Source organism: Erythrobacter sp. HKB08 (assembly GCF_004114695.1).
GTDB lineage: Bacteria > Pseudomonadota > Alphaproteobacteria > Sphingomonadales > Sphingomonadaceae > Parerythrobacter_A.
Window position 1 is genome coordinate 1,569,101 of the sequence record NZ_CP035310.1, and the last position, 25,435, is coordinate 1,594,535.

General features: G+C 63.5%; 23 protein-coding genes. 12 read left to right on the forward strand and 11 right to left on the reverse strand.

The window, feature by feature from the left end:
• Nucleotides 1-11 precede the first annotated feature (11 nt).
• From EO245_RS07560 to EO245_RS07580, 5 genes are read right to left on the reverse strand one after another with little or no spacing between them, the layout of a single operon-like run.
• Nucleotides 12-1,196, reverse strand: a complete 1,185-nt coding sequence (locus EO245_RS07560) for a CaiB/BaiF CoA-transferase family protein (protein WP_128892348.1) — start codon at nucleotides 1,194-1,196, stop codon at nucleotides 12-14.
• Nucleotides 1,193-3,088 (reverse strand): hydantoinase B/oxoprolinase family protein, encoded by a 1,896-nt coding sequence (locus tag EO245_RS07565; RefSeq protein WP_128892349.1) that lies wholly within the window; start codon nucleotides 3,086-3,088, stop codon nucleotides 1,193-1,195. The genes EO245_RS07560 and EO245_RS07565 overlap by 4 nt, the downstream gene beginning before the upstream one ends.
• A gap of 4 nt (nucleotides 3,089-3,092) precedes the next feature.
• Complete coding sequence (locus EO245_RS07570; protein WP_128892350.1) at nucleotides 3,093-5,150, reverse strand: hydantoinase/oxoprolinase family protein; 2,058 nt, start codon at nucleotides 5,148-5,150, stop codon at nucleotides 3,093-3,095.
• 25 nt (nucleotides 5,151-5,175) lie between these two features.
• Entirely contained in the window at nucleotides 5,176-6,093 is a 918-nt protein-coding gene (locus EO245_RS07575; protein WP_128892351.1) for a hydroxymethylglutaryl-CoA lyase, read from the reverse strand.
• A 4-nt stretch (nucleotides 6,094-6,097) separates the two neighbouring features.
• Complete coding sequence (locus tag EO245_RS07580) at nucleotides 6,098-6,766, reverse strand: GntR family transcriptional regulator (protein WP_128892352.1); 669 nt, start codon at nucleotides 6,764-6,766, stop codon at nucleotides 6,098-6,100.
• A 169-nt stretch (nucleotides 6,767-6,935) separates the two neighbouring features.
• On the opposite strand from EO245_RS07580, the gene EO245_RS07585 reads away from it, so the two are divergent.
• The 4 genes from EO245_RS07585 to otsA all read left to right on the forward strand — a co-directional run bounded on the left by EO245_RS07585 (nucleotide 6,936) and on the right by otsA (nucleotide 13,528).
• Nucleotides 6,936-9,473 (forward strand): TonB-dependent receptor, encoded by a 2,538-nt coding sequence (locus EO245_RS07585; RefSeq protein WP_128892353.1) that lies wholly within the window; start codon nucleotides 6,936-6,938, stop codon nucleotides 9,471-9,473.
• Nucleotides 9,474-9,592: 119 nt separating this feature from the next.
• Nucleotides 9,593-10,336 (forward strand): trehalose-phosphatase, encoded by a 744-nt coding sequence (gene otsB / locus EO245_RS07590; protein ID WP_128892354.1) that lies wholly within the window; start codon nucleotides 9,593-9,595, stop codon nucleotides 10,334-10,336.
• Nucleotides 10,321-12,135: a glycoside hydrolase family 15 protein gene (locus EO245_RS07595; RefSeq protein ID WP_128892355.1), complete on the forward strand. Its 1,815-nt coding sequence runs from the start codon at nucleotides 10,321-10,323 to the stop codon at nucleotides 12,133-12,135. The genes otsB and EO245_RS07595 overlap by 16 nt, the downstream gene beginning before the upstream one ends.
• Before the next feature lie 10 nt (nucleotides 12,136-12,145).
• Nucleotides 12,146-13,528: an alpha,alpha-trehalose-phosphate synthase (UDP-forming) gene (gene otsA / locus EO245_RS07600; RefSeq protein WP_128892356.1), complete on the forward strand. Its 1,383-nt coding sequence runs from the start codon at nucleotides 12,146-12,148 to the stop codon at nucleotides 13,526-13,528.
• Here the strand turns inward: otsA and EO245_RS07605 are convergent.
• A complete protein-coding gene (locus EO245_RS07605) occupies nucleotides 13,525-13,986 on the reverse strand; it encodes a response regulator transcription factor (RefSeq protein WP_128892357.1) in 462 nt (153 codons plus the stop codon). The two genes, otsA and EO245_RS07605, sit on opposite strands and share 4 nt — an antisense overlap.
• A gap of 160 nt (nucleotides 13,987-14,146) precedes the next feature.
• On the opposite strand from EO245_RS07605, the gene EO245_RS07610 reads away from it, so the two are divergent.
• Together EO245_RS07610 and trxB are read left to right on the forward strand one after the other, a co-directional pair.
• Entirely contained in the window at nucleotides 14,147-14,926 is a 780-nt protein-coding gene (locus tag EO245_RS07610; protein WP_128892358.1) for a tyrosine-protein phosphatase, read from the forward strand.
• A gap of 44 nt (nucleotides 14,927-14,970) precedes the next feature.
• Nucleotides 14,971-15,942, forward strand: a complete 972-nt coding sequence (gene trxB, locus EO245_RS07615) for a thioredoxin-disulfide reductase (protein WP_128892359.1) — start codon at nucleotides 14,971-14,973, stop codon at nucleotides 15,940-15,942.
• Nucleotides 15,943-15,946: 4 nt separating this feature from the next.
• Here the strand turns inward: trxB and EO245_RS07620 are convergent, their stop codons facing one another.
• The 3 genes from EO245_RS07620 to EO245_RS07630 all read right to left on the reverse strand — a co-directional run bounded on the left by EO245_RS07620 (nucleotide 15,947) and on the right by EO245_RS07630 (nucleotide 17,858).
• Nucleotides 15,947-16,399 (reverse strand): MAPEG family protein, encoded by a 453-nt coding sequence (locus tag EO245_RS07620; protein WP_128892360.1) that lies wholly within the window; start codon nucleotides 16,397-16,399, stop codon nucleotides 15,947-15,949.
• Nucleotides 16,396-16,845 carry an MAPEG family protein gene (locus tag EO245_RS07625; protein ID WP_128892361.1) on the reverse strand — a complete coding sequence of 150 codons (450 nt, stop codon included), beginning with the start codon at nucleotides 16,843-16,845 and terminating at the stop codon, nucleotides 16,396-16,398. Before EO245_RS07625 ends, EO245_RS07620 begins: the two co-directional genes overlap by 4 nt.
• A gap of 65 nt (nucleotides 16,846-16,910) precedes the next feature.
• Nucleotides 16,911-17,858, reverse strand: coding sequence for a threonine/serine dehydratase (locus EO245_RS07630; RefSeq protein WP_128892362.1), 948 nt, complete (start codon nucleotides 17,856-17,858; stop codon nucleotides 16,911-16,913).
• A gap of 62 nt (nucleotides 17,859-17,920) precedes the next feature.
• Here EO245_RS07630 and EO245_RS07635 point away from each other — a divergent pair, with 62 nt between their 5' ends.
• From EO245_RS07635 to EO245_RS07660, 6 genes are all read left to right on the forward strand, one after another.
• Complete coding sequence (locus EO245_RS07635) at nucleotides 17,921-19,132, forward strand: saccharopine dehydrogenase family protein (protein WP_128892363.1); 1,212 nt, start codon at nucleotides 17,921-17,923, stop codon at nucleotides 19,130-19,132.
• 56 nt (nucleotides 19,133-19,188) lie between these two features.
• Nucleotides 19,189-19,563, forward strand: a complete 375-nt coding sequence (locus EO245_RS07640) for a hypothetical protein (RefSeq protein ID WP_128892364.1) — start codon at nucleotides 19,189-19,191, stop codon at nucleotides 19,561-19,563.
• Nucleotides 19,564-19,640: 77 nt separating this feature from the next.
• Entirely contained in the window at nucleotides 19,641-20,819 is a 1,179-nt protein-coding gene (locus EO245_RS07645; protein WP_128892365.1) for a carboxynorspermidine decarboxylase, read from the forward strand.
• A gap of 181 nt (nucleotides 20,820-21,000) precedes the next feature.
• The gene (locus tag EO245_RS07650) at nucleotides 21,001-22,203 is read left to right on the forward strand and encodes a type III PLP-dependent enzyme (RefSeq protein WP_128892366.1); all 1,203 of its coding nucleotides are present in this window, start codon (nucleotides 21,001-21,003) and stop codon (nucleotides 22,201-22,203) included.
• A 115-nt stretch (nucleotides 22,204-22,318) separates the two neighbouring features.
• Nucleotides 22,319-23,014, forward strand: a complete 696-nt coding sequence (locus EO245_RS07655; RefSeq protein ID WP_128892367.1) for a glutathione S-transferase N-terminal domain-containing protein — start codon at nucleotides 22,319-22,321, stop codon at nucleotides 23,012-23,014.
• A complete protein-coding gene (locus tag EO245_RS07660) occupies nucleotides 23,011-23,625 on the forward strand; it encodes a 2-hydroxychromene-2-carboxylate isomerase (protein WP_128892368.1) in 615 nt (204 codons plus the stop codon). Before EO245_RS07655 ends, EO245_RS07660 begins: the two co-directional genes overlap by 4 nt.
• On the opposite strand, the gene EO245_RS07665 is transcribed toward EO245_RS07660, so the two are convergent.
• Complete coding sequence (locus EO245_RS07665) at nucleotides 23,622-24,638, reverse strand: hypothetical protein (RefSeq protein ID WP_128892369.1); 1,017 nt, start codon at nucleotides 24,636-24,638, stop codon at nucleotides 23,622-23,624. The two genes, EO245_RS07660 and EO245_RS07665, sit on opposite strands and share 4 nt — an antisense overlap.
• Nucleotides 24,639-24,737: 99 nt before the next feature.
• A complete protein-coding gene (locus EO245_RS07670; protein ID WP_234026844.1) occupies nucleotides 24,738-25,433 on the reverse strand; it encodes a nitroreductase in 696 nt (231 codons plus the stop codon).
• Nucleotides 25,434-25,435: the final 2 nt, after the last annotated feature.

Sequence of the window (25,435 nt, forward strand, 5' to 3'; positions counted from 1 at the left end):
TTCCGCTCCCCTCAGATCGCTTCAGCCTCTTGAAGCCGCGCGATGTCGTCTTCGCCCATTCCCAGCAGCTCTGCAAAGACTTCCGCATTGTGGATGCCCGGCGAGGTTGGAGCAGGGCGGCGCACGCCGGAGGGGGTGGCTGAGAACTTGGGGAAGGCGTTCTGCATCTTGAGCTTGCCGTGACCGTCGGTCTCGACCTCGATGATCGCCTCGCGCGCCTTGAAATGCGGATCGTCGACCATGTCCCTGGCGGTATAGACCCGTCCGGCGGGGATCGAATATTCGATCATCAGCGCGTCGACCTCGTCGATCGTCAGCGTGCCGGTCCAGGCGTTGATCAGCTCGTCGAGCTCGGTCTGGTTCTTCCCGCGCGCAAGGTGCGTCTTGTAGCGCGGGTCTTCGGCGAGTTCGGGTTGCCCCATCGCCTTCGCCAAACGCGCAAAAATGGCGTCGTTGTTCGCCCCGATCATGAAGGGGCCGTTTTTGCAGCTGTAGACGTTCGACGGTGCGATGCCCGGCAGGATCGAGCCCGAACGCTCGCGGATGAAACCGTTGTAGTCGTATTCGGGCACGAGGCCTTCCATGACCTGTAGGACCGCCTCGTAAAGCGCGGTGTCGATCACCTGGCCTTCGCCCGTCTTCTCGCGGTGGTGGAGTGCGGCGAGCACGCCCATGCAACCGTATGTCGCACACAGCGTATCGCCGATCGAGACGCCCATGCGCGCCGGGGGACGGTCGGGATCGCCGACGATGTAGCGCCATCCGCCCATCGCCTCGCCGATGCCGCCGAAGCCCGCGCGGTCGGAATAGGGGCCGTATTGCCCGTAGCCCGACATACGCGCGATGATCAGGCCGGGGTTTTCCTTGTGAAGCTCTTCCGGCGACAGGCCCCATTTCTCGAGCGTGCCGGGCTTGAAGTTCTCGATCAGCACGTCCGCCTTGGCGATCAGCTTGCGTGCGAGCGCCTGTCCTTCGGGGATGCGCAGGTTGCAGGTGACCGAGCGCTTGTTGCGGCCGATGACTTCCCACTGGACCTTCTCGTCGCCCTGGCCCCACAGCCGCATCGGGTCGCCCGCGCCGGGCGGTTCGATCTTGATGACATCGGCCCCCATGTCGCCGAGCAACTGGCCGCAGAACGGACCGGCGAGGAGCTGGCCCATTTCGACGACGCGAATGTCGGAGAGTGCCCCGCTCATTCCGCTGCCTCTGCCAGCTGCGTTTCGTGCCATTCCGGCTGGATCGGGGCGGGAAGGCCCGTCTCCGCTTCGCAATTTGCGCGCAGCGCCTCGATACCGGGGCCGTAGTCGAACAGCGGCAGTTCTCCGCGATCGGCCTTCATCTGGGCGCGCAGGGCATCGGTGGCCGACGTGTCGATCTTGCCGTCCTTGTCCGCGACGACCCCATAGGCCTTTGCGCCGTCGGGCGTGACGAGACCTTGCCGGATTTCGAGGCCGACAAGTTCTGGATCGCGTTCGAGCGGATCGCCCCATCCGCCGCCGCCCCAGGTGATGAAGTGTAGCAGGTCGCCTTCGCGCACCGGCACGTCTTCGATCTTGTTGCCGACGATCTCAGTCGTGCCGTCGGCGCGTTCGAGCACCTTCTTGGCGCGCGCGCCGGGATGGCCGCCGTTGACGCCCCATGGCGGGACGAACCAGCGGTCGTCATGGATCGCTACCTGCCCGTCGGCGAGGAAGCGGTAGGTCATGTGGATGCCGTTGCCGCCGCGATGCAGACCCGCACCGCCGCTATCGGGCTCGGTCGAATAACGCTCGATGCGCAGCGGGAAGTAGCGTTCGAGGAACTCGTTCGGCACATTGGTGAAGCCCGGCCACAGCGAATGCCCGTCCGGTCCGTCGCCGAGGGGGCGCCCCGGAATGCCGCCGAAGCCGATCTGGAACAGCTGGAACCACTCGCGCTCCTTTCCGTCCCGCTGATCCCACCCGGAATAGAACAGGTGCGGCGAGGACGAGAAACCGGCTGCATTGAGGAACTCCGGCGTGCCCTGTCCGAGCAGGCCGCCGAGAATATCGAAGATGCGTCCGAGTGCGTGCGTGCGACCCGAAAGAGCGGCGGGGAACTGCGGCTTGAGCAGCGAACCTTCCGGGATGCGGACCTCGATCAGGTCGTAGAACCCGTCGTTGAACAGGATCTGCGGGTCGAAGACCATGATCATGTAGATCCCGAAGAACATCTTGAACATGTTCTCGTTGAGATAAAAGTTGATCGAGGCGGCGGACTGCGGATCGGTGCCGTCGAAGTCGAGGATGACCTTGTCGCCCTCGCGCCACATGGTGCACTTGATCTTGTAGGGGCCGTAGCCCTTGCCGTCGTCGCAGATGTAATCCTCGAAACTGGCGGGCTTTTCCGCAACCGCCTGCGAAATCAGTGCCTTCATCGCGCGGTAATTGCGATCGAGCAGTTCCTGCGTTGCCGAGACATAGACATCGTCGCCGAAACGCTCCGCCATTTCCACGACGCGGCGTGCAGCCACTCGGCAGGAGGCGATGAGCGCGTTGAGGTCGGCCTGGCACCAGTCGGGTTTGCGCGTCTGGTGCATGACGAGCTTCATCAGGTCTTCGTTGTAATCGCCCTTCTTCCAGATCTTCACCGGCGGGATGCGCACGCCTTCCTCGAAGATCGAGCTTGCCCCGATCGGCATGGAGCCGGGGACCGAACCACCGATGTCCGACTGGTGGCCGAACATCGCTGTGTAGGCGAGCAGGCGTCCGTCCTTGAACACGGGCAGCAGCACCAGCCAGTCGTTCGAGTGGCTGATCGCGCCCTCGCAGGAATAGGGATCGGACAGGAAGATCATGTCGCCGTCTTCCAGCGTGTCGTCGTAGCCTTTGAGGAAGCCGTCGATGAAGCTGCCGAACTGGCCGACGATCATCTTGCCCTTGGGGTCTGCGATGAGCGGGAAAGCGTCGCCCTGTTCGCGGATGCCGGGCGACATGGCGGTGCGCACCAGCGTCGCGTCCATCTCGATGCGCGCGTTGCGCAGCGCGTTCTCGATGATGTCGAGCGTGACCGGATCGATCGCGACCTTCTCGAAGGGCGTGTCGTTGGTTTCGATGATTTGTGCCGGCATCGTCTCAGCCCTCCTGGTTCGGGTTGATGAGAATGTTACCCACCTTGTCGACCGTGGCGACGCAGCCGCTCTCGACCAGGGTGGTGGAATCCATTTCGGTGATGATCGCGGGGCCGGAGATGATGTCGCCCTGTCGCAGTTTTCCGCGGTCGTAGATCACCGCGGCCTGCTCGCGCCCGTCCATCCATAGAGTGTGGTCGCGGATCTTGGCGGCAGACGGATCGCCGTCGCCCTTCTCCAGCTCGATTGCGGGGAGGGCAGGCGCCTGTCCGAGCGCAACGGCGCGCAGGTTCACGATCTCGTGCGGCGTATCCATGTTGAAGGTGAACAGGCGCAGGTGCTCCTCGTCGAAACGGGCGAGCACGCCTTCGATGCCGTCTTTCTCGAGGATCGCCTTGTCGATCGTCAGCGGGACTTCGAAGGCCTGGCCCGCATAGCGCACGTCGACTTCGAACTCGGTCGTGATCTGGTCTTCGGCAACCCCGTCGGCGAGCAATTCGCCGCGGGTCTGCTTCGCCATTTCGTCGAGCACTGCCTCGAGGTCTGCGATGCTCGTGTCCTTGGCCAGCTTCGAGAAGCTGCGCGCGGTTTCGGTGCGCATCTGGGTGGTCGCATCGCCGAGCGCACACAGCACGCCGGGCGAAACCGGCGAGACCGCGGGCCAGCTGCCCATAAGCTTGGCGACGGCGTTGACATGCAGCGGCCCCGCGCCGCCGAAACCCATCAGTGCGAATTCGCGCGGGTCGTAGCCCTGCTGCACGCTGATCATGCGCAGCGCGCCGAACATGTTCTCGTTCACGATGTCGATGATCCCGCGCGCGGCTTCCATCAGGCTCACCCCGAGCGCGTCCGCGATGGTTTGCACTGCCTTCTTCGCGCCCTCGCGATCGAGCTGGAAACTGCCGCCGAGCAGGTCTTCGGGCAGGTAGCCGAGAACGACGTTTGCATCGGTCACGGTCGGCTGCTCGCCGCCCTTGTTGTAGGCGACGGGGCCGGGCACCGCGCCCGCGCTTTCCGGGCCGACGCGCAGCGCCTTGGTCAGCTCGGGCACATGCGCGATCGAACCGCCGCCTGCGCCGACCGTCTTCACGTCGAGCGCCGATGCGCGCACCGAGAGGTGGCCGACATCGGTAGTCCGCACACGGCGAGCCTCCAGCCCTTCGATCAGCGCAACGTCGGTCGAAGTCCCGCCGACATCGAGGGTTAGGATGTTCTTCAGCCCGGCATTCTTCGCGACCCACTTTGCGCCAGTGACGCCTCCTGCCGGACCCGACATGAGGATGTTGACCGGATGCTCTTCCGCCTTGTGGCTGCTCATCAGGCCGCCGTCCGAACGCAGCAGCGAAAGCCTGCCTTCGACGCCCTGGTCTTCGAGCTTGGTGCGCAGGTTCGAGACATATTTGCTCACCACCGGGCGCACGGCAGCGTTGGCCACCGTCGAGAGCGTGCGCTCGTACTCCTGCATTTCCGGCAGGACTTCGTGGCTCAGCGACACGGGAACGCCGGGCAATTCCTCGGCGGCGATTTCGCCGATGCGCTTCTCGTGCGCGCCGTTGACGTAGGCGTTGATCAGGCTGACCGTCAGCGCCTCCACCCCGTTGTCCTTGAGCTTGCGCAGGGCCGTGCGCACTGCATCCTCGTCGAGCGGGCGCACTTCTTTGCCGTCTGCGCCCATGCGGCCGGGCACTTCGACCGTGTCTTCAAGATGGGCGAGCGGCTGCGGCTTGGGCCAGACGATCCAAGCCGCGAGGCCGCCGGGAACGAAGCTGCGCGCAATCTGCATTATGTCGCGGTAGCCTTCGGTCGTGACCAGCCCGACCTTCGCGCCCTTGCCTTCGAGCACCGCATTGGTCGCGACGGTCGTTCCGTGGAGGAAATAGGCGATATCGCTTGCCGAAACGCCCGCCTCCTCGGTGATCGCCTTCACCCCGTTGAGAATACCCTCGGAGCTGTCATGCGGGGTCGAGGGCGTCTTGTGGCGCCAGAACCGGCCATTGTCCTCGTCGAACAGCAGAAGATCGGTGAAAGTCCCGCCGACATCGACACCCAGCCTGTAAGTCATAGAATCTCCGTGGCTCAAATAAGGATCAGGCCGCGCGCGCGACCAGGGATGGCAGTTCCCGGCCCAGCCGTTCGGCGAACCAGTGGTTTGTGGCGATGGCCGCGTCGAGATCGACGCCGCTGTCGATCCCGGACTGGTCCATCAGGTAAATGAGGTCTTCGGTCGCGATATTGCCGGTCGCCTTGGGCGCGAAGGGGCAGCCGCCGAGCCCGCCGAGCGATGCGTCGAAAACGCGCACGCCCGATTGGTAGGCTGCCCATGCATTCGCGATTCCGGTGCCGCGGGTATTGTGGAAATGACAGCGCATCGGGATCTTGCCGCCGAGCAATTCGCCGAGCCTGCCGAATAGCTCGGTCACCTGTGCAGGAGTGCCGACGCCGATCGTGTCGGCGAGGGCGATTTCGTCCGGCTCCTCCGCTGCCATTTCCTCCGCGATCGCGAGGACGGTTTCGGGTTTGACCTCGCCCTCGAACGGGCACCCGAAGGCCGCGCTGATGGTAACTTGCGCGCGCATACCTTCCGCCTTGGCGAAACGGATCATGTCGCGGTTCTCGGCGATGCCCTGCTCGATCGTCTGGCCCTGGTTCTTCTGGCCGAATGTATCGCTCGCGACGAGCACGCAGCCGACCTGGTCGATACCTCTATTGCCGCCTTCACGCGTTGCGAGCGCGCGCATGACGCCGCGCTTGTTGAGGGTCAGGCCGATGTAGGTAACGTCCTCACGGTCGGGCAGGCCGGCGATGACGGCCTCCGCATCCGCCATTTGCGGGACACGCTTGGGATGCACGAAACTCGCAACTTCGAGCCTGCGCGCGCCGTAGCCGATCATGCGGTCGATCAAGGTGAGCTTGGTGCCGGTCTCGACCGTTTCGGGCTCGTTCTGCAGGCCGTCACGCGGGCCTACTTCTACCAGTTCGATTCTATCCGCGTGGTCTGTATACATTTTGTCAGGCCGCATCCTTGTCGATGGAAGGAAGGCCGCGATGTGCATCGGCATAGGCGTGATAGGCGCGGCGGATGTGCCCGGCCATCACCGCCTCGGCCCAGGCGCCGTCATGGCGGGCGAAAGCCGCCAGCAGGTCGTCATGCTCGCTGTGCGAACTGTTGAACGCATCGCGCCCGTAATGCTGCGCCGTGCGCCAGACGACCGGCTGTTCGATCAGCGATCCAAGCAGCCGGATCAGGCGCCGCGAACCCGAAGCCTCGAGGATAATCTCGTGGAATTGCTTGTTGTATTCGAGAAACGCCGCGACGTCGGGGTTCTTGCCGCGAATGGCCGTGTAAATAGCTGAATTACAAGCGCGAAGGCGTTCGAGGGTGCGATCGTCCATCCGCTCGGCCGCGCGCTTTGCGGCATAGCCTTCGAGCATGGCGCGCAGCTCGAATGCATCGGCGACATCGCTGAGCGACCAGTCGGCGACGAAACTGCGCTGGGATTCGTTCTTGCGCACGAGCAGCTCGGCTTCGAGTCGGCGAAGGGCATCACGGACTGGCGTGCGCGATACGCCGCAACGCTCGGCCAATGCTTCTTCGCTCAGTTGCTCGCCCGAAGAAAGCTCGCCCGACAGGATCATCGCGCGAATGGTGTCGTATGCTCTGTCTGAGGCCTTGGCCACAATGGTCTCTCGCTCTTGACTCGGACAAATTGTATACAATAAGACCCGCACAGCGCAACAGGCTCGAATATTGGGGGTCGGGCGCAGGGGAGTGCTTGCCGGGGACAGGCGGCGCCACGCAGGTGGCCGCATCCCGGCGCTGGAAATCACGGTTCAGGGAGAACTGGGAATGCGCAATCTGAAGTTCCATCTCGCCGCTGGGGTCGCTCTTAGTGCGGTGCTTCAAGCCAACCCCGTCATGGCGCAGGACGCCGAAGCGGCGACGGAAGGCTCTTCGCAGAATACTCCGATCATCGTGACCGCGCGTCGCCAGAACGAGCAGCTGCAGGATGTGCCTGCATCGGTCTCGGTCATCACGGCAGATGCGCTTGCAAAGACCGGCGCGGACAATGCGGAAGATTTCGTCCAGCTGACCCCGGGCGTGACCATCGTCACCGGAACGGCGGAAGCGGGCGATACACAGATCAACATTCGCGGCATCAACGGTGCGCGCGATGCGGAAAGCTCGATCGCGCTCGTGGTCGACGGCATTCTCAAGACGAACACTGCGCAGCTCAACCAGCCACAGGGCACGCTGCGGCAGGTCGAAGTGCTTAAAGGCCCGCAAGGCGCTCTCTATGGTCGCAACGCTGCTGCCGGCGCCATCGTCCTGTCGACGCTGAGGCCGTCGGACTATTTCGAAGGCGCGGCCAAGTTCTCCTACGCCAATGAAGACACGATCGAAGCGACCGCGCATGTCGCGGGCCCCATCGGTGACAATCTCGGCTTCGTCCTTTCGGGTTACTATCGCACCACCGACGGCTTCTTCGAAAACATCTTCACCAACAGCAAGACGGTAGACGACCAGGAAGTCTGGTCGGTCGACGGTCGCCTGATCGCCGAACTGGGCGATGCGACCGAGCTGGACGTGAAAGCGCGCTATTCGCAGCTGCGCGGCGCTTCGATCAACTTCAACGCCTCGTTCCACCTGCCGCAATTCGCAGCGTTCAATCCCGCCTTCTACGAGGACGTGAACGACCACGAATTCCGCTATTACAACAATATCGATCCGTCGAACGACCAGGACAGCTTCGATGTCTCGGCCAAGATCGAGCACGATTTCGACAGCGTCACGCTGACCGCCTGGGCGCTTTATTCCGATGTCGACCAGAGCCTCGTCGCGGACGGCACCTCGGCGGACTTTGCGCGCTACATTCCGTTCCCGGCTCCGACCCAGACGGCAGCGGACGTGGCCGGCGCATGTTTCGCATCGACTGCTGCGCTCACCGGCTTCCCGGTCAACCAGCCCGGCTTTATCGGTCCGACCCCGGTGCCGTTCCTGTTCGATCCGGCGACCGGCTCGACCTTCGGCCCCTACAGCCCGTCGACCTGCGACGGTACGCAGTTCCAGTCGCGCGAGCAGACCGATATCAGCGGCGAAATCCGCATCGCGTCGAACGGCAGCGGACCGCTCAGCTGGCAGCTCGGCCTCTATTACCTGAATATCGACCGTGAGACGGGCGTCAGCCTCGGTGCAGACACGGGCGGGGCGGTCATTCCGCAGCTCTACAACGCGCCTGGCACGTCGAACCCGACCTCGCTGCTGCTGGCCGACAAGTTCGATACGGATGTCTATGCGGCGTTCGGCAATATCGAGTACGAGATGGGCGACCTCACCGCAGGTCTCGCGCTGCGCTACGATATCGAGGATCGCAGCACGAGCTCGCTGGTTCCCAACGTGCTCGACCCGATCACCGGCGGGCCGATCAACCCGGGCCAGCTGTTCGGCACGCTCGATCCGGCCAGCGCGACCTACAAGCAGCTGCAGCCCAAGCTCAGCCTCAGCTGGCAGCCGAACCCCGACCTCAACGTCTATGCCAACTGGGGCATCGGCTTCAAATCGGGCGGCTTCAACAACCAGGGCTCCTCGGCGATCATCGACACCTTCTACGGTGACGGCGTGACCCCGGGCACGATCGATGCCGGAGTGACGATCTTCGACCAGTACGACAAGGAGGTGTCGAGCGCCTTCGAAGTTGGCCTGAAGGGCAATGTCGCCAATGGCCGCATCACCTTCGATCTGGCCGGTTACTACACCGAGATCGACGACATGCAGTTCTTCGAATTCTTCGTCGGCAGCTTCGGCCTGCTGCGCGTGGTTTCGAACATCGACGAGGTCGAGGTCATGGGCGCCGAGCTCAACGTGACCGGCGAGGTCGTCGATGGCTGGAAGCTCTACGGCTCGTTCAACGTCACCGACAGCGAGATCAAGGCGAACAGCTCGCGGCCTTACACGGTCGGCAACAAATCGCCTTACACCGCCGACTACACGATCAACCTCGGCACCGAGATCGACACTCCGCTCAGCGACGGCGTCGACCTGATCGTCCGCGGCGACTATCGCATCACCGGCCCGACCTGGTTCCACTCGGTGCAGGACCAGGAGCGTCCGACGATCTTCACCGCGCTCATTCCGATTTCGCAGGTCAATTTCCTGCCGGCCGAATTCGGCAATGCGCGCTACGATGTCGCGCGGCGCGATACCTACGGCGTGCTCAACGTGCGCGCCGGGCTGGAGATCGGCAACTTGAGCATCTTCGCCTTCGGCGAGAATGTGCTGGGCGAGGAATACATCGCAGAGGCGATCCCCGCGATCGAGTTCGGCGGTTCGTTCATCTCGCCGGGCGCACGCAGCCTCTACGGCGTCGAGGTCGGTTTCAAGTTCTAGCCCCTAGAACCGCCCGATAGGAAGGGCGTTGCCCGGACAGCCAGCGTTTGCACGTGCATACGTTTTTTGTCGGCAACGCCTTTGACCGCTCTCGGTAGCTTGCCTATCGCTCGATTCCGATGGCCGATCCGCGCGACCTCCCACCGCCACCGGACTTCGCAGCGTTGCGGGAGAGCGAGCGCGTCGCCCTGTTCCTCGACTTCGACGGCACGCTGGTAGAGATCGCGCCGACCCCCGACAGCATCGCGGTGCCGGACGACCTGTCCCTACGGCTCGAAGATCTCGCGCGCAGGCTAGACGGGCGGCTCGCGGTCGTAAGCGGGCGTTCGCCGGAGGATCTCGCGGGCCATACCGGGCGCATGGCTGTCGCTATCGCCGGCTCGCATGGAATCGCCCGACAACGGCCCGATGGTTCGACGCTGGGCAACTCAGCCGAGGGAATACCCGAAGAGCTGCGCGGGCGTATCGAGCGCATTGCAGGAGAGGTCGGAGCGGATATCGAGCGCAAGACCCACGGCATGGCGATCCACTATCGCTCGGCCCCGCATCTCGGCGAGCAGATCATCGACGCAAGCCGCGACCTTGCAGCCGAAACGCAATTCGAACTGAAGCTCGGCAAATGCGTCGTCGAATTCGTCCGCCCCGGCGCGACGAAGGCAGGCGCGGTCGAGGCTTTCATGGCTGAGCCAGAATTCAGCGGCTCGCTCCCGATATTCGTCGGCGACGACGTGACTGACGAGGACGGCTTTCGCGCGGCAAGCGCACTTGGCGGTTTCGGGATCGCGGTCGGGGAACGGGAAAGCGAAGGGGCGCGTTTCCATCTGTCGGACGTAAGGGATGTTTATGCATGGCTGAATCTGTGAGCGAGCGGCAGGCAAACCTCGAGCTGTGGCCGATTGGCAATTGCCAGGTCAGCGGCCTGATAGACGATGCGGGCGGCCTGGTCTGGGGCTGCGTTCCACGCGTCGATGGCGATCCGGTGTTCTGCTCGCTCCTCAATGGCGCCCAGCAGCAGGCCGGCGTGTGGCGGTTCGAGCTCGAAGGGCAGGTCTCCGCCACGCAGCGATACGAACGCAACACGCCGATCCTTATTACCCGGCTCGAGGCGGAGGATGGGAGCGCGGTCGAAATCTCCGACTTCTGCCCGCGTTTCGAGCGTTCGGGCCGGATGTATCGCCCGGTGGCGTTCATTCGCATCGTCCGCCCTGTGGCCGGGACACCGCGCCTGAAGGTCACACTGCGACCGATGAAGAATTACGGTGCGCAGCTTGCCGATACGACCAATGGCACGAACCATATCCGCTACCTGATCGGACCGCAGGCCATGCGCCTCAGCACCGACGCGCCGATCGGCTATTTGCTGGAGAACCGCAGCTTCCGGGTCGAAGCGGATATGCATTTCTTCCTCGGTCCGGACGAACCGTTCGTCGGCAATGTCCGCTCAGAACTGCGCCGGATGGAAGCCCAGACCGCGAAATACTGGACCCATTGGGTTCGCGGTCTGCACATTCCGTTCGAGTGGCAGGAAGAGGTGATCCGCTGCGCGATCACGCTCAAGCTGTGCCAGCACGAGGAAACCGGCGCGATCGTCGCCGCGCTCACGACTTCCATTCCCGAGGCGCCCAATAGCGAGCGGAACTGGGACTATCGCTACTGCTGGATTCGCGATTCCTATTACACGGTGCAGGCGCTGAACCGTCTCGGCGCGCTCGACGTGCTGGAGAAGTATCTCGCTTACCTGCGCAATATCATCGACGCGGCGCAGGGTGGGCAGATCCAGCCCCTCTACTCGGTCATGGGCGAGGGCGAACTGAACGAGACGACTGCGGCGCACCTTGCCGGCTATCGCGGCATGGGCCCGGTGCGCGTGGGCAATGCCGCCTACAAGCAGGTGCAGCACGACTGCTACGGCCAGATCGTTTTGCCGACCGTGCAGAGCTTCCTCGATTCCCGCCTCCTGCGCGTCGCCGACGATCATGATTTCGAAGGTCTCGAGCAGGTCGGCGAGATGGCGTGGAAGATGCACGACCAGCCCGATGCCGGTCTGTGGGAATTCCGCACGCGGCAGGAAGTTCACACCTATTCCGCCGTAATGTGCTGGGCCGCCTGCGACCGGCTGGCGACGACCGCGCATTATCTCGGCAAGGAAGACCGCGAGGAGTTCTGGCGCGAACGGGCTACGGCGATCGCAGGGAAGATCGAGAAAGAAGCCTGGGTCGAGAATGGCGAGGAGGGCGGTCACTACGGTGCCAGCTTCGAGAGCGATTATCTCGACGCGAGCCTGCTGCAGATGGTCGAGCTGCGCTTCCTCTCGCCCGACAACCCGCGCTTCAAATCGACCTTCGCTGCGATCGAGAAGGTCCTTCGCCGGGGCGAGCACATGCTGCGCTATGCGAGCGAGGACGATTTCGGCCTGCCGGAAACCGCATTCAACGTCTGCACCTTCTGGCTGATCGAGGCGCTGCACCTTGCCGGCCGTGATGAAGAGGCGTGCGAGCTGTTCCGCACGATGCTGTCGCACTCGACCAAGTCGGGCCTGCTGTCGGAGGACCTCGATTTCGAAACCGGCGAGCTTTGGGGGAACTTCCCCCAGACCTACTCGCTCGTAGGAGTAATCAACTGCGCGGGGCTGCTGTCGAAACCGTGGAGCGAAATCCGCTAGGGGGAATTCAATGAGCCGTCTCGTCGTCATCTCGAACCGCGTCGCCGTGCCCAAGGCCAGAGGCGCTGCCGGTGCGCAGGGCGGACTGGCGGGCGCGCTCAATTCCGCGCTCAAGAAATTCGGCGGCGTATGGTTCGGCTGGTCCGGCCAGCAGAGCGAAGGCGGCACTGGCAATATCAACCTGCAGCGCAGCGACGGCGTGACCACCGCGACGATCGACCTGTCGAGCCGCGACATCGACGAATATTACAACGGCTACGCCAATTCGACGCTCTGGCCGCTGTTCCATTACCGGATCGACCTTGCCGAATACGAACGCGAGTTCGGCAAGGGCTATGAGCGCGTGAACGAACGTTTCGCCGAGAGCGTCGCGCCGCTGGTCGAAGACGACGACCTCGTCTGGGTGCACGACTACCACCTGCTGCCGCTCGGTGAGCGCTTGCGCTCGCGCGGCATGAAGAACCGGATCGGCTTCTTCCTCCACACGCCGTGGCCGCCGACAAATCTGTTCGTATCGCTGCCCTATCACGAGCGGCTGGTCCGCACGATGCTCGAATACGACCTGATCGGTTTCCAGACGCGAACTTGGCTGGAAAGCTTCCTCCACTATTGCGGCAAGGAACTCGGCGCCGAAGTCGATGACGAGACCGGGCGCATCGAGTTCGAAGGGCGCGTCACCCATGCGCGCGCCTATCCGATCGGCATCGACTGGGACCACTTGCAGTCGCAGATGGACACGGGAGAGGCGCGGCAAGCGGGCCAGCGCCTGCTTTCGAGCACGCGCCACCGTACGGCGATGATCGGGGTCGACCGGCTCGACTATTCCAAGGGACTGCCCGAAAGGCTCGACGGCATCGGTCGCTTCTTTGACCAGAACCCCGACAGGGTGCGCGATCTCGTTTTCATCCAGATCGCACCGCCCAGCCGCGAGGATGTCGAGAGCTACCAGAAAATCCGCACGACGCTCGAACAGAAAACGGGCCAGATCAATGGCGCGCGCTCGGAAGTCGACATCGTGCCGATCCGCTACGTCAACAAGGGGCATTCGCTGGCCGAGCTGTGCGGCTTCTACCGCGCGGCGAAGATCGGCCTCGTCACGCCCTTGCGGGACGGCATGAACCTCGTCGCGAAGGAATATGTGGCGGCGCAGGACCCCGAAGACCCGGGCGTCCTCATCCTGTCGCGCTTTGCCGGTGCTGCCGAGCAACTGACCGAGGCGCTGCTGGTCAATCCGCACAGCCGTGACGATATCAGCCACGCGATCAGGACAGCGCTCGACATGCCGCTCGAAGAGCGCAAGCGCCGCTATGAAGCGCTGATCAAGACGGTGCGCGACGACAACGTCCAGCAGTGGACTGAGGAATTCACGCGCGACCTCGCCGGAGCCGGCTAGCAGACCGGACGATCGAACCGGCCGGGCTCGCGGTACTGGCCCGTACTTTCCTGCATGACGTCCTTGAGGTCGCGGTGCTTGGGTCGCTCCGCCCGGGCGCGCAGCACCTGGTTGACGCGCCAGACGAGGAACTTCTTGTCGAACGGCTTGCGGATGTAGTCCTGCGCCCCCTGGTACAGCGCCTGCTCCTCGTCCTGCGCACCGGACATGGCGGTGAACATCATGACAGGCAGGTCGTAGAGGCTGGCCGAACTCCTGATTTTTCGCAGCACTTCGCTGCCGCTGAAACCGGGCATGTCCTGGTCGAGCAGGATGAGATCGGGCCTGCGCCAGCCGAGCAGCTTCAGCGCCTGCGCCCCGTCGGTGACCCAACCGCAGGCGTGCCCGGCCGAAATGAGCACGTCGGCTGCCATTTCGGCGATCATCTCGTCATCGTCGGCAATCAGGATATAGGCCATTGCTCGAACGCTCCTGCTGGTTTGCTGGTGGATGCCGTCCTAGCCGCGGCACGAAAAGCGTTGCTGAAGAACGGGTTAGGTAGTTCTACCCCCGCTGGCTTGTGCCCCGGACAGGAAAAGCCGCTTGCCGCACAGGCAGGTGGCTGGCACGAGCCTGCGCATGTCCAAAGACCGTATTCTGCCCCTCGAAGGGGTTCACAATTTCCGCGACTACGGCGGCTACGTCACGACCAACGGCGGCCGTGTGAAGCGCGGCGTCCTCTGGCGCTCCGGGCAGCATGTCGATGCGACCGAGGACGACCTCGGCCGGATCGCCGAGCTGGACCTGAAGCACGTAATCGACTTTCGCGGGCGCAGCGAGCGCACCAGCTATCCCTGCCGCAGGCACGAGGATTTCGGAGCGCAGGTCCTGTTCTACGATGGCGAGACCGCCGCGCTTGCTCCGCATGTCGAAGCGGCCGAGGGCGTGCTCGATGTCGAGAGCGCTCATGCCAAGATGGAAGCGCTCTATTCGCGCCTTCCGCAGCGCGAGCCGGTGCTCCATGTCATGCGGCTTTATTTCGATGCACTGTCCAAGGGGGAGGGGGCCTCGCTCGTCCACTGCCTCGCCGGCAAGGACCGCACAGGAATGGCGGTCGCGCTGCTGCATCATACGCTCGGCGTGCATTGGGACGATGCGATGGAGGACTTCCTCCTCACCAACACAGCCGGCAACATCGAAGCCCGCGTTGCCGCAGGCGCGGTCGCGGTGCGCGACAAGTGGGGCAATATCAGCGACGATACCATCCGCGTGCTGATGGGCGTCGACGAGCGCTATCTCGCCGCGATGCGCAAAGCTGTGGAAGCGGAATACGGCTCCCTCGACGCTTTCCTGAAAGACGTGCTTGGAGTGGACGAAGAAAGGCGCGAGGCGCTGCGCTTGCACCTCGTCGAAGCGTGACCAGATTGGGTCACTGAAACGAATACCGAGAAGGCGATAATTCCATGGCTACCCATCGCACCAAGATGCTCATCATCGGCTCCGGCCCGGCTGGCTACAGCGCGGCGATCTACGGCGCACGCGCTATGCTCGAGCCGATCGTGGTGCAGGGCCTCCAGCCCGGCGGCCAGCTGACGATCACCACCGATGTCGAGAACTATCCCGGCTTCCGCGACGTGATCCAGGGCCCGTGGCTGATGGAAGAGATGAAAGCGCAGGCCGAGCATGTCGGCACGCGCATGATGTGGGACACGATAGTCGAGGTCGATCTCGAAAGCGGTCCGCCGTGGCGCGCGATCGGCGACAGCGGCGACGAATACATCGGCGACACGCTGGTCATCGCGACCGGCGCGCAGGCCAAGTGGCTCGGCGTTCCGGGTGAGCAGGAACTGGGCGGCAAGGGCGTCAGCGCCTGCGCGACCTGCGACGGCTTCTTCTACCGCGGCAAGAAGGTCGCTGTGATCGGCGGCGGCAATACCGCGGTCGAGGAAGCGCTCTACCTGACGAACCACTCCGACGACGTGACGCTGATTCACCGCCGCGACGAGCTGCGCGCGGAGAAGATCCTGCAGGAACGCCTGTTCGCCTCGGACAAGATCTCGACCCTGTGGAACAAGACGGTGGTCAGCTTCGAAGCTGGCGAAAACGGCACGCTCTCGCATCTCGTTCTCAAGGATACCGAGACGGGCGAAACCTCGACGCTGGAAGTCGACGGCGCTTTCGTCGCCATCGGCCATGCGCCCTCGACCGAGCTGTTCAAGGGCAAGCTGCCGATGGACGAGACCGGCTATTTGCTGGTCGAACCGGGCACGCCGAAGACCTCGCTACCGGGTGTCTTCGCGGCGGGCGATGTGATGGATCATACCTATCGCCAGGCCGTCACCGCGGCGGGCGTTGGCTGTATGGCTGCACTGGACGCCGAGCGCTTCCTCCAGACGATGGATTTCGCCAGGGAGGAAGCGCAGGCGGCTGAGTGAGCGGTTACTCGATGTAACCGAACACCACCGTCGCGGCGTGGAAGATCATCGCGATCAGCACGACGCTCGACAGGGCGAAGAGCACGAAGCGCACCATTACCTTGTTCGCCGTGACCTGCACCAGCGAGTGCGCGACGCGTAGGCCGACATAGATCCACGCCAGTAGCGCGTGCTGGCCGTCGCCGTGACCGGTGATCGCCAGCACCAGCGCGACCGCGTAGAACAGCGTCGGCTGTTCGTGCAGGTGGTTGTAGTTGTCCGCCTTCCAGCTGACCTTCTCCGGAAGCGCCGCGCGCAGGCTCGCGCCGGTCGAGCCGACGAGCTTGGTCGGGTCGGAAATGTCGGGTGATTTCGACATCGCGGGAATGCGCGTCGCATACATCCAGACCCACATGATCATGGTCCAGATCATGAGCGCCACGAGCGGCTGGAGAATTTGCGATTCGAGATAGGTCATCCGAGAACTCCGGGATCATGGAACAGCGTCGCGATCAGCGCGCGAACGGCGAGAATGGTGAGGGCGATCGTCGAGATCAGGAACAGCAGGAAGCGCACTTTCACGACGTTGACCGTCGCCTGCCAGATCGAATGGATGATGCGCAGTGCGACGTAGGCCCATGCGAAAAGCACGTCCCACTGGCCCGCACCCATGATCGCGAGGATCACCACGGTCGCATAGAACAGGGTCGGCTGCTCCATCAGGTGGGCGTAGTTATGCGCTTTCCAGTTGATCTTGTCGGGAATGACCCCTTCGAGGTCCTGTCCCCGGCCACCGGGCTTCGCGTCAGCGAGGCCGGTGCCCGCCTTCGAAATCGCCGGAAGCCGCGTTCCGGCCATCCAGAACAGCATGATGATCGACCAGACGACCAGCACGGCCGCGGGTGCAAGGATTTGTGCCTGCATGGATTCCCCCTCCATTTCGTTGACGGCAAGTGGTGGCGAGCGGGGGGAGGATTGTCAAACGCAACCTAGCGGTCGGTGATGACCCTGGCGAAGCTGTCGGCGTCGGTATTGCCGCCGGTGACCATGATCACCGTGTGCTCGTCGAGCGGGACCTTCCCGGCGAGCGCGGCTGCAAGGGCTGCGGCACCGCCGGGCTCGACGACGAGATGCATCCGGTCGAACGCGAAACGCTGGGCGGCGCGCACTTCATCTTCCGTCACCGTCACGCCCGGATCCGAGCGGTCTTTCAGGACGGAGAGGTTGATCGGCTTGGTCGCGGTCGGCTGCAAGGCGTCGCAGATCGTGCGCGGCGGGTTTGGCCCGACCTCCACGATCTCGCCCGCTGCGATCGCCTGGCCGACCATGTCCCACCCTTCCGGCTCGACCGGTACGATCGCGCTATTGGGGCAAGCGAGGGCGAGCCCGGCGGCAAGCCCGCCGCCACCGCAACAGGCGACGATACGGCTGGGCTGGCGACCGAGTTGGGCTTCGACCTCGACGCCTGCGCTCCCCTGACCCTCGATCACCCACGGATCGCCGAACGCATGGACAAGGATGCCACCGCGCTCTTCGATAAGCTTCGCCGCAACCTCGTCGCGGTCTTCGCCGGGGCGTTCGTAAAGCACGATTTCCGCGCCCAGCGCGCGCGTCGCCTCTAATTTCACCTTGGGGGCATCGCGCGGCATCACGATTGCGGCCTTGATGCCGAGCCTTCGCGCAGCCCACGCGACGCCTTGCGCATGATTGCCGCTCGAAACCGCGACGACGCCTGCCTCGCGTTCTTCCTGCGAAAGAGAAGACAGCCGGTGCCACGCCCCGCGTATCTTGAAGGCGCCGATAGGTTGCAGGCTTTCCGCCTTCACCCAGCAGGACTGCCCGTCGATCTCGACCGGCAGCAGCGGCGTCATCGGCAGGATATCGGCGATCTTGCGGGCGGCTTCGAGTACGCCGTCGCGAGTGGGTGTGCGGATCATTTTGTGGTCCTAGCGCATTCGACTAAGGAGCGTGCAAGATTCGTTTCCGGAGAAACCAAACCATGTCGACAGTTCTCGTAATCGGTGCCGGCGGCGTCAGCTCCGTCTGCGTCCACAAGATGGCCTTCAACAAGGACATTTTCACCGATATCCACCTCGCCAGCCGTACCAAGGCCAAGTGTGACGCTATCGCCGCCAGCGTGAAGGAGCGCGCTGGGGTGGACGTGAAGACCTACGAGATCGACGCCGAGGAAGTCCCGGCGATGGTCAACCTCATCAAGAAGGTCCAGCCGAGCCTGGTCGTCAACCTCGCGTTGCCGTACCAGGACCTGCCGATCATGGACGCGTGTCTCGAAGCGGGCGTCGATTACCTCGACACCGCCAACTACGAGCCCAAGGACGATGCCAAGTTCGAATACCACTGGCAGTGGGCCTATCACGACCGCTTCAAGGAAGCCGGCCTGATGGCGCTGCTGGGTTCGGGCTTCGATCCGGGCGTCACCAGCGTCTTCACCATGTGGCTCAAGAAGCACAAGCTCAAGACCATCCGCCAGCTCGACATTCTCGACTGCAACGGCGGCGACCATGGCCAGGCCTTTGCGACCAACTTCAACCCGGAAATCAACATCCGCGAAGTGACCGCGCCCGCGCGTCACTGGGAGAACGGCGAATTCGTCGAAACTCCGGCAATGGCGAAGAAGGTGGAATTCGACTTCGAAGGCGTCGGCCCCAAGAACATGTACATGATGTATCACGAGGAGCTGGAAAGCCTCGCCAAGTTCAATCCGGAGATGGAGCGCGCGCGCTTCTGGATGACCTTCGGCGATGAATACATCAAGCACCTCACCGTGCTGCAGAACGTTGGCATGACGCGGATCGATCCGATCAAGTACAAGGGCAAGGAAATCATCCCGCTGCAGTTCCTTGCAGCCGTCCTGCCCAAGCCCGAAACGCTGGGCGAAACGACCAAGGGTAACACCAACATCGGCGTCATCGCCACCGGTGAAGCGCTCGACGGTTCGGGCGAAAAGACTTTCTACATCAACAACATCTGCAGCCATGAAGCGGCTTACGAGGAAACCGGCAACCAGGCGGTCTCCTATACCACCGGCGTGCCCGCGATGATCGGCTCGGCCATGATGGTGACCGGCAAGTGGGAAGGCGACGGCGTGTTCAACATGGAGCAGATGGACCCCGATCCCTTCATGGACATGCTCAACGAGCATGGCCTGCCGTGGCAGGTGAAGGAACTGGATGGCCCGGTCGACTTTTGATGGGGCGAGCGATCCGCAGTCTTGGAGCTTTGCTGCTCGTTGCGAGCGCAGGCTCCTTGCAGGCTGACCCCACGACCGCGCCGGCGATCGAAGACCAGGCATTCACCTACAAGGGGCCGATCCCGGCGGAGTTTCGCGGCCTTTGGGCCTATACCGATTCCATGTGCGTGGACGGCAAGCACCGGCGCGTGCCGGAGACCGGTATCTTCGTCGGCAACGTGACATTCGGCACGTTCACGAACGGACTGCCCGATGCCGGGCAGAGCCTTGCCGTTGGGCATGAATGGACCGGCGAGCGTCAAATCTCGGTTGCGATGGGCCCCGGTACCGAACCGCAAGTGCTGACCTTGACCGACCAGGATCGCCTTGTCGTGCAATGGGGCGAACGCGGGCCCTTCGAATTCATCCGTTGCTCCCCTGTCGAGGAATAGGCTCGGTCGGCGGGCCGGGGGGCGGAGCGACCATCGCCTTGTCGATCCGCTGATCATGTTTAGGAAGCTGTAGTCTGATGGAAACCAAAGCCGGCGATCCGGGCGCTTTCGCCCACTTCGACCTCAATCGCGTCGACAGCCCCGCATTCGTAGTGGATGCGGCGAAGCTACGTGCGAACCTGCAGGTGCTCGCGGAAATCCGCGACGTGGCCGACATCAAGATGCTTTCGGCGCTCAAGGCCTTCAGCATGTGGTCGGTCGCGCCGATCATCGGCGAATATCTCGACGGGGTCTGCACCTCGGGCCTGTGGGAAGCTCGGCTTGCGTCGGAATTCTATGATGGCGAGATCAGCACCTATTGCGCCGCCTACAAGCCGGACGAGCTTGAAGAAGTGTGCCGCCTGTCGGACCACGTCATCTTCAATTCTCCGCAGCAGATCGAGCGAGCGCGGCTCATCCTCGAGCAGGCGCGTCACACCTCGGGCGACTTCGACATCGGCCTGCGCCTCAACCCGCAGGTGCCGACCGGCGAGGTTCCGCGCTACGATCCGTCCTCGCCCGGCTCGCGTCTCGGTTTCCCGATCGACCAGCTGGAGCCGGAACACATGGAAGGGATCGACGGCATCCACTTCCACAATCTGTGCGAGCAGGACTTCGAGCCGCTGCATCGCACATGGGACAAGGTGTTCGACGCGATCGAGCCCTATTTCGGCCAGCTCAAATGGATCAACATGGGCGGCGGCCACCACATCACCCGCGCCGACTACCAGCGCGAGGAGCTCGTCGAGTTCCTCAAGGATGCGAAGGACGACACCGGGGCGGAAATCTATCTCGAACCGGGTGAGGCCGTGGCGCTCGACGCAGGGATTCTCGTCGGCACGATCCTCGATGCAGGCGTGAACGAGGTGCCTTTCGCGATCACGGACGTATCGGCGACATGCCACATGCCCGATGTGATCGAGGCGCCTTACCGCCCGGCAATGCTGCACGAGAATCCGCAGAGCGGTAACAGCCCGGTGCGCCTCGGCGGTCCGTCGTGCCTCGCCGGCGACGTCATCGGCGATTACCACCTGCCGGTTCCGTGCGAGCCGGGGCAGCGTATCGCGTTCCTCGATCAGGCGCATTATTCGATGGTGAAGACCAACACTTTCAACGGTGTACCGCTCCCGTCGATCTGGCTGTGGGACAGCGAAACCGACGCTTTGGAGCAGGTCAAATCCTTCGATTACGAGGATTTTCGGAACCGTCTTTCCTGAGTGCGTTGATTCCTTGAAAACCACGGCAAGGACCGCGGGTGAGACAGCGCATTTTTGATTTGCGATTCAGCGATCAGGCCCTATATGCGCGCCTCCGCTGCCGCTCCCTTGGAAAAGGGCGGGGACTCTTAACCGCAAGGCAGCCTTGTCAGAAACTAAAACCTTCTGGGGGTCCCTTGAATTGCACATCTACCCTGACGCTCGGTCTGTAGTTCGCGATCTCGCGCCGGACGAACCGGTCATCCTCAACCGCCCGCACGCCGCTGCGCGCGCCGCCCGCTTCTTCAACGAGAAGTTTCCGGGCAAGTCGCTCTATGCCGTGAAGGCGAATCCATCGCCCGAACTGCTGCAGATCCTGTGGGACAACGGCATTTCGCATTACGATGTCGCGTCGATCGCCGAAGTGCGCCTCGCGCGCGAAACGCTGCCTGATGCCACGCTGTGCTTCATGCACCCGGTCAAGACGCCGCGCGCCATTCGCGAGGCTTATCACACGCACGGTGTGAAGACCTTCAGCCTCGATACGGTCGAGGAGCTGGAGAAAATCGTCGACGCGTGCCGTGATGAAGAGGGCAATGCGGCGAAGGACCTGCGCCTGCTCGTGCGCATGCGCGTCTCGTCGGAATATTCGGAGCTTTCGCTCGCCGCCAAGTTCGGTGCGGAACTCGCCGATGCAGCCGAACTGTTGCAGACCGTGCGCCAGCATTGCGACTGGCTCGGCGTGTGTTTCCACGTCGGCAGCCAGGCGATGACGCCGTTTGCCTATGTCACCGCGCTCGACCGCGTTCGCGCTGCGATTGCCGAGGCGAGCGTCGTGATCGACGTGATCGACGTCGGCGGCGGTTTTCCGAGCATCTATCCGGGCATGGAGCCTCCGCCGCTGGAGGATTACTTCGCCATCATCGCCAAGCATTTCGAGGCGCTCCCGATCGCCTACAACGCCGAGCTGTGGTGCGAGCCCGGCCGGGCGCTGTGCGCGGAGTATTCCTCGCTCATCGTCAAGGTCGAGAAGCGCCGGGGCGAAGAACTCTACATCAACGACGGCGCCTATGGCGCGCTCTACGATGCGGCGCATGTCGGCTGGCGCTTCCCGCTGGCGGCGCTCGAGGACGACCTGCGCGATCCGGAGATGGATTTCTCCTTCTACGGGCCGACCTGCGACGATGCCGACTTCATGCAGGGACCGTTCCCGCTGCCGTCGGACATCCAGGCCGGCGACTACATCGAGATCGGCATGCTCGGCGCCTATGGCACTGCGATGAAGACCGGCTTCAACGGCTTCGGCAATGCCGAGCAGGTCCTCGTCGCCGACGACCCCATGATGAGCCTCTACGACGGCAGCCGCGTGCAACCGGAGGCAGACAATGTGGTGAGCCTTCGCTGAAGGCCCCGCATTGCGACACGAGATAACCCCGGTGGCCCGAAGCTGCCGGGGTTTTTTCTTGCGCAATCGAGGCGGCCTGCCGATGCTGCGGGGAAAGGCAGAAGAGGGCTAGCGCATGATCGAATTCTTTACCGCACCGGCACCCAACGGCTGGAAGGTTGCGATCATGCTGGAGGAATGCGGTCTCGAATACGAACCGCGCTGGGTGAACCTCGGGGCCGGGGACCAGCACACGGAAGAATTCCTCGCGATCAATCCAAACGGGCGCATACCCGCGATCACCGACCACGCGCCGGCGGATGGAGGCGGGCCGCTGACGATCTTCGAATCCGGCGCGGTGCTGCTCTATCTCGCGGAGAAGTCGGGACAGTTCCTGCCCAGGGATGTCCGCGGTATCTCCGCAGTGCGCCAGTGGCTGTTCTGGCAGGTCGGCCACCTCGGCCCGACGCTCGGGCAGCACGGGCACTTCCACCTCTATGCGCAGGAGAAGCTGCCCTACGCGATCGACCGCTTCCACCGCGAGGCACTGCGCGTCTACGGCGTGATGGACGGGCAGCTTTCGCGCGAAGAATATATCGCCGGGCCCGAATACACCGTCGCCGACATGGCGTGCTTCCCCTGGGTTCGCACCTGGAAGGCGCAGGGCATTCCGCTCGCAGACTTCCCGCATGTGAAGCGCTGGTATGATGCGCTCAAAGAGCGGGAAGGGCTGCGGCGCGGCGTCGCGCTGGGGAGCGAGTTGCAGCGCAGCGGCGAGATGGATCCCGAGACACGCAAGAACCTGTTCGGCGGGGGAGGGCAGGCGCAATGAGCGTCAAAGTCGAGTTCTTCTTCGACCTGTCGAGCCCGTGGACGCGGCTCGCTTTCGCGAACATTCGCAAGACGCTGGATGGCCTCGACTACGAGCTGGTCTGGCGTCCGTTTCTCGTCGGCGGGGTGTTCAATGCCGTAAACCCGGCCGTCTATGAAAGCCGCAAGCCGGAGAACGCTGCGCGGCTGGCGCGCAGCTTCGGCTGGCTCAAGCAATGGGCCGAGCTGGCTGGTGTCGCGATGAACTTTCCGTCCGAATACCACCCATTGAAGTCGTTCCATGCGATGCGCTTCTGCTGCGCGCTGGAGGACGACCAGCAGGCTTTGGAGGCCTTCGCGCAAGCTGCATTCGAGGCCTATTTCACCGACGCCCGCAATCTCGACGACCCGGCCGAATTGGCGGCGGTCGCGAGCGAGGCGGGCTTCGACGGGCCCGCGATTGGCGCACAGGCCGCGAGCCAGCCGATCAAGGATCGCCTGCGGTCCAACACCGACGAGGCGATCGAGCGCGGGGCATTCGGCTCCCCGACGATTTTCGTCGACGGGGAGCACATGTATTTCGGCAACGACCAGCTACCGCTCGTGCGGCAGCGAGTCGTTGGGCTCGCCTAGCGCTTGCCGAAGACGACGCCGCCGACGACGAGGTCGCTGCTGTCCGCGCGGCGCGTGTTGAGCGAGAAGGCGTAGCCGAACTCATTACCCTGCGGGCCGAAGAACCAGCCGGCGAAAGTCCCCGCGACCGTGTTGCTCGAATCGACCAGCACGTCGTCGAAGTTCTGGGTCGAGCCATCGATGCCCGTACTGCCGGTGAAGGTGCCGAGATCGGTCACGGTGCTCGACGTGCCACCGCCATTGAGGATCTCGCGGCCCTTGATTTCGAGCGTTACGTCGATCTCGCCCGTGGTCGGGTTGGCGGTCAGGCGCGAGGTCGAGTTGCTGATGGCATATGACGTGGTGGGGCCGGCCCCGGCGTTCTGGATCACGTATACCGAGCCGTAGAACCTGGTTTCAGCAAATTCGATATTCGACGATGGGCTGTCGTTGAGTTCGGTCGGAACGCCGAATGCGCAATACATGTTCGCCAGCCCGTTCGGTGTCTGGGCAACGATCTGGCCGAAACGCCCGTATTCGAGCCTCGAACTCGAAGAGTTGGTGGGTGAAAAGCTGGAGAAGCGCTCGGTGAAGCCGTTGCCGTTGACCTTGGCAAAGATCTCGAGCGCCGGATCGGTGCTGGCATCGCGGTCGGCGGCCGAAAATGACAGGGTGAAGCCTGCCGAAGTCAGGCCAAGTCCGTCGGACTGGATGTCGAATGCAGGCGCATCGCGGTTAGAGGTGAGGGTCACGCCCTGTCCGAACGGAGCGGCAGGGATCGCCGATCGCTGCGGGCCGACGAACTCGACGCCCGCACAGGAGGTGCGGAAAGTCTGCGTACCGGTTAGCTCGGCAAATTTCGCATATGTCGGGCTCGGCGCAGGCGTGCCGCCGCCGCTCGACCCGCCGCCGGATCCGCCGCCGCTCGTGCTGCCGCCACCGCCGCCGGTCGGTGGCGGGCTCGATCCTTCGCCGCCGCACGCAGCAACAGTCAGCGCCAGCAAGGCGGCGCCCACCAGTTTCATCGGTTTCATCAAGTGCTCCCCTAGAATTCGGCAGGGAGCATAATCTTCTCAATTATATGTAGTTTGTATTCGCGCGACATTCTCGGGTCGAATGGAGCGCTGCGTTACCTACTGTGGTGGAAAACCCACGAAGCGCGCCGCCTCCGAAACTTCACGGCGGGTGATCTTCACCGGGTTTGCCGGGAAATCAGGGTCGGGCCAACCCATGGCGACCGCTTTCATGATCACCTGGTCGTCCGGGATATTCGCATGTTCGCGCACGACGGGCGACTGCATGATGCCTTGCGAATTGATCACGCAGCCGAGCCCGCGGCTCCAGGCCGCATTGACGAGTGCCGTCGTGACCGCGCCGCAATCGAAAGCGGTATCGTCGCTGTCGGAGAGTTCCTTGTCGTAGGTTACGATAACGCACACCGGCGCATCGAACTGGCGAAAACCGCGAAGGACCCAGTCCTGCCGCTTTTCCTTGTCGTCGCGCTCGATGCCCATCGCCTCGAACAACTGGATGGCGCAGCCGACCTGGCGTTCGCGGTGAACGCCCTGGAACGGGTGCCCGCGCCGGAATTCGCGGCTGTCGGGAACCCCGGCGAGAATGTTTTCCGTGTTACCCTTGCGGATCCGGTCGAGCGGTTCGCCGGTGATGACATGGAAATGATAGGGCTGGGTGTTCATCGAGGAGGGCGAACGCATAGCGAGTTCGAGCACTTCCTCGATCAGTTCCTGCGGCACCGGCTTGTCGAGATAGCCGCGAATGCTGCGGCGTCCCATGACCACTTCGTCATAATTCATCTGCGTGCCGGACATGC

Bases quoted from the DNA above. Each gene is read 5' to 3' on its own strand.
- EO245_RS07605 (WP_128892357.1), bottom strand. From the start codon at position 13,986: ATGGCCTATATCCTGATTGCCGACGATGACGAGATGATCGCCGAAATG.
- EO245_RS07645 (WP_128892365.1), top strand. From the start codon at position 19,641: ATGGAAACCAAAGCCGGCGATCCGGGCGCTTTCGCCCACTTCGACCTC.
- EO245_RS07655 (WP_128892367.1), top strand. From the start codon at position 22,319: ATGATCGAATTCTTTACCGCACCGGCACCCAACGGCTGGAAGGTTGCG.
- EO245_RS07670 (WP_234026844.1), bottom strand. From the start codon at position 25,433: ATGTCCGGCACGCAGATGAATTATGACGAAGTGGTCATGGGACGCCGC.
- EO245_RS07560 (WP_128892348.1), bottom strand. From the start codon at position 1,196: ATGAGCGGGGCACTCTCCGACATTCGCGTCGTCGAAATGGGCCAGCTC.
- EO245_RS07620 (WP_128892360.1), bottom strand. From the start codon at position 16,399: ATGACCTATCTCGAATCGCAAATTCTCCAGCCGCTCGTGGCGCTCATG.
- EO245_RS07665 (WP_128892369.1), bottom strand. From the start codon at position 24,638: ATGAAACCGATGAAACTGGTGGGCGCCGCCTTGCTGGCGCTGACTGTT.
- otsA (WP_128892356.1), top strand. From the start codon at position 12,146: ATGAGCCGTCTCGTCGTCATCTCGAACCGCGTCGCCGTGCCCAAGGCC.
- EO245_RS07625 (WP_128892361.1), bottom strand. From the start codon at position 16,845: ATGCAGGCACAAATCCTTGCACCCGCGGCCGTGCTGGTCGTCTGGTCG.
- EO245_RS07610 (WP_128892358.1), top strand. From the start codon at position 14,147: ATGTCCAAAGACCGTATTCTGCCCCTCGAAGGGGTTCACAATTTCCGC.
- EO245_RS07630 (WP_128892362.1), bottom strand. From the start codon at position 17,858: ATGATCCGCACACCCACTCGCGACGGCGTACTCGAAGCCGCCCGCAAG.
- trxB (WP_128892359.1), top strand. From the start codon at position 14,971: ATGGCTACCCATCGCACCAAGATGCTCATCATCGGCTCCGGCCCGGCT.
- otsB (WP_128892354.1), top strand. From the start codon at position 9,593: ATGGCCGATCCGCGCGACCTCCCACCGCCACCGGACTTCGCAGCGTTG.
- EO245_RS07570 (WP_128892350.1), bottom strand. From the start codon at position 5,150: ATGACTTACAGGCTGGGTGTCGATGTCGGCGGGACTTTCACCGATCTT.
- EO245_RS07635 (WP_128892363.1), top strand. From the start codon at position 17,921: ATGTCGACAGTTCTCGTAATCGGTGCCGGCGGCGTCAGCTCCGTCTGC.
- EO245_RS07575 (WP_128892351.1), bottom strand. From the start codon at position 6,093: ATGTATACAGACCACGCGGATAGAATCGAACTGGTAGAAGTAGGCCCG.
- EO245_RS07585 (WP_128892353.1), top strand. From the start codon at position 6,936: ATGCGCAATCTGAAGTTCCATCTCGCCGCTGGGGTCGCTCTTAGTGCG.
- EO245_RS07565 (WP_128892349.1), bottom strand. From the start codon at position 3,088: ATGCCGGCACAAATCATCGAAACCAACGACACGCCCTTCGAGAAGGTC.
- EO245_RS07595 (WP_128892355.1), top strand. From the start codon at position 10,321: ATGGCTGAATCTGTGAGCGAGCGGCAGGCAAACCTCGAGCTGTGGCCG.
- EO245_RS07660 (WP_128892368.1), top strand. From the start codon at position 23,011: ATGAGCGTCAAAGTCGAGTTCTTCTTCGACCTGTCGAGCCCGTGGACG.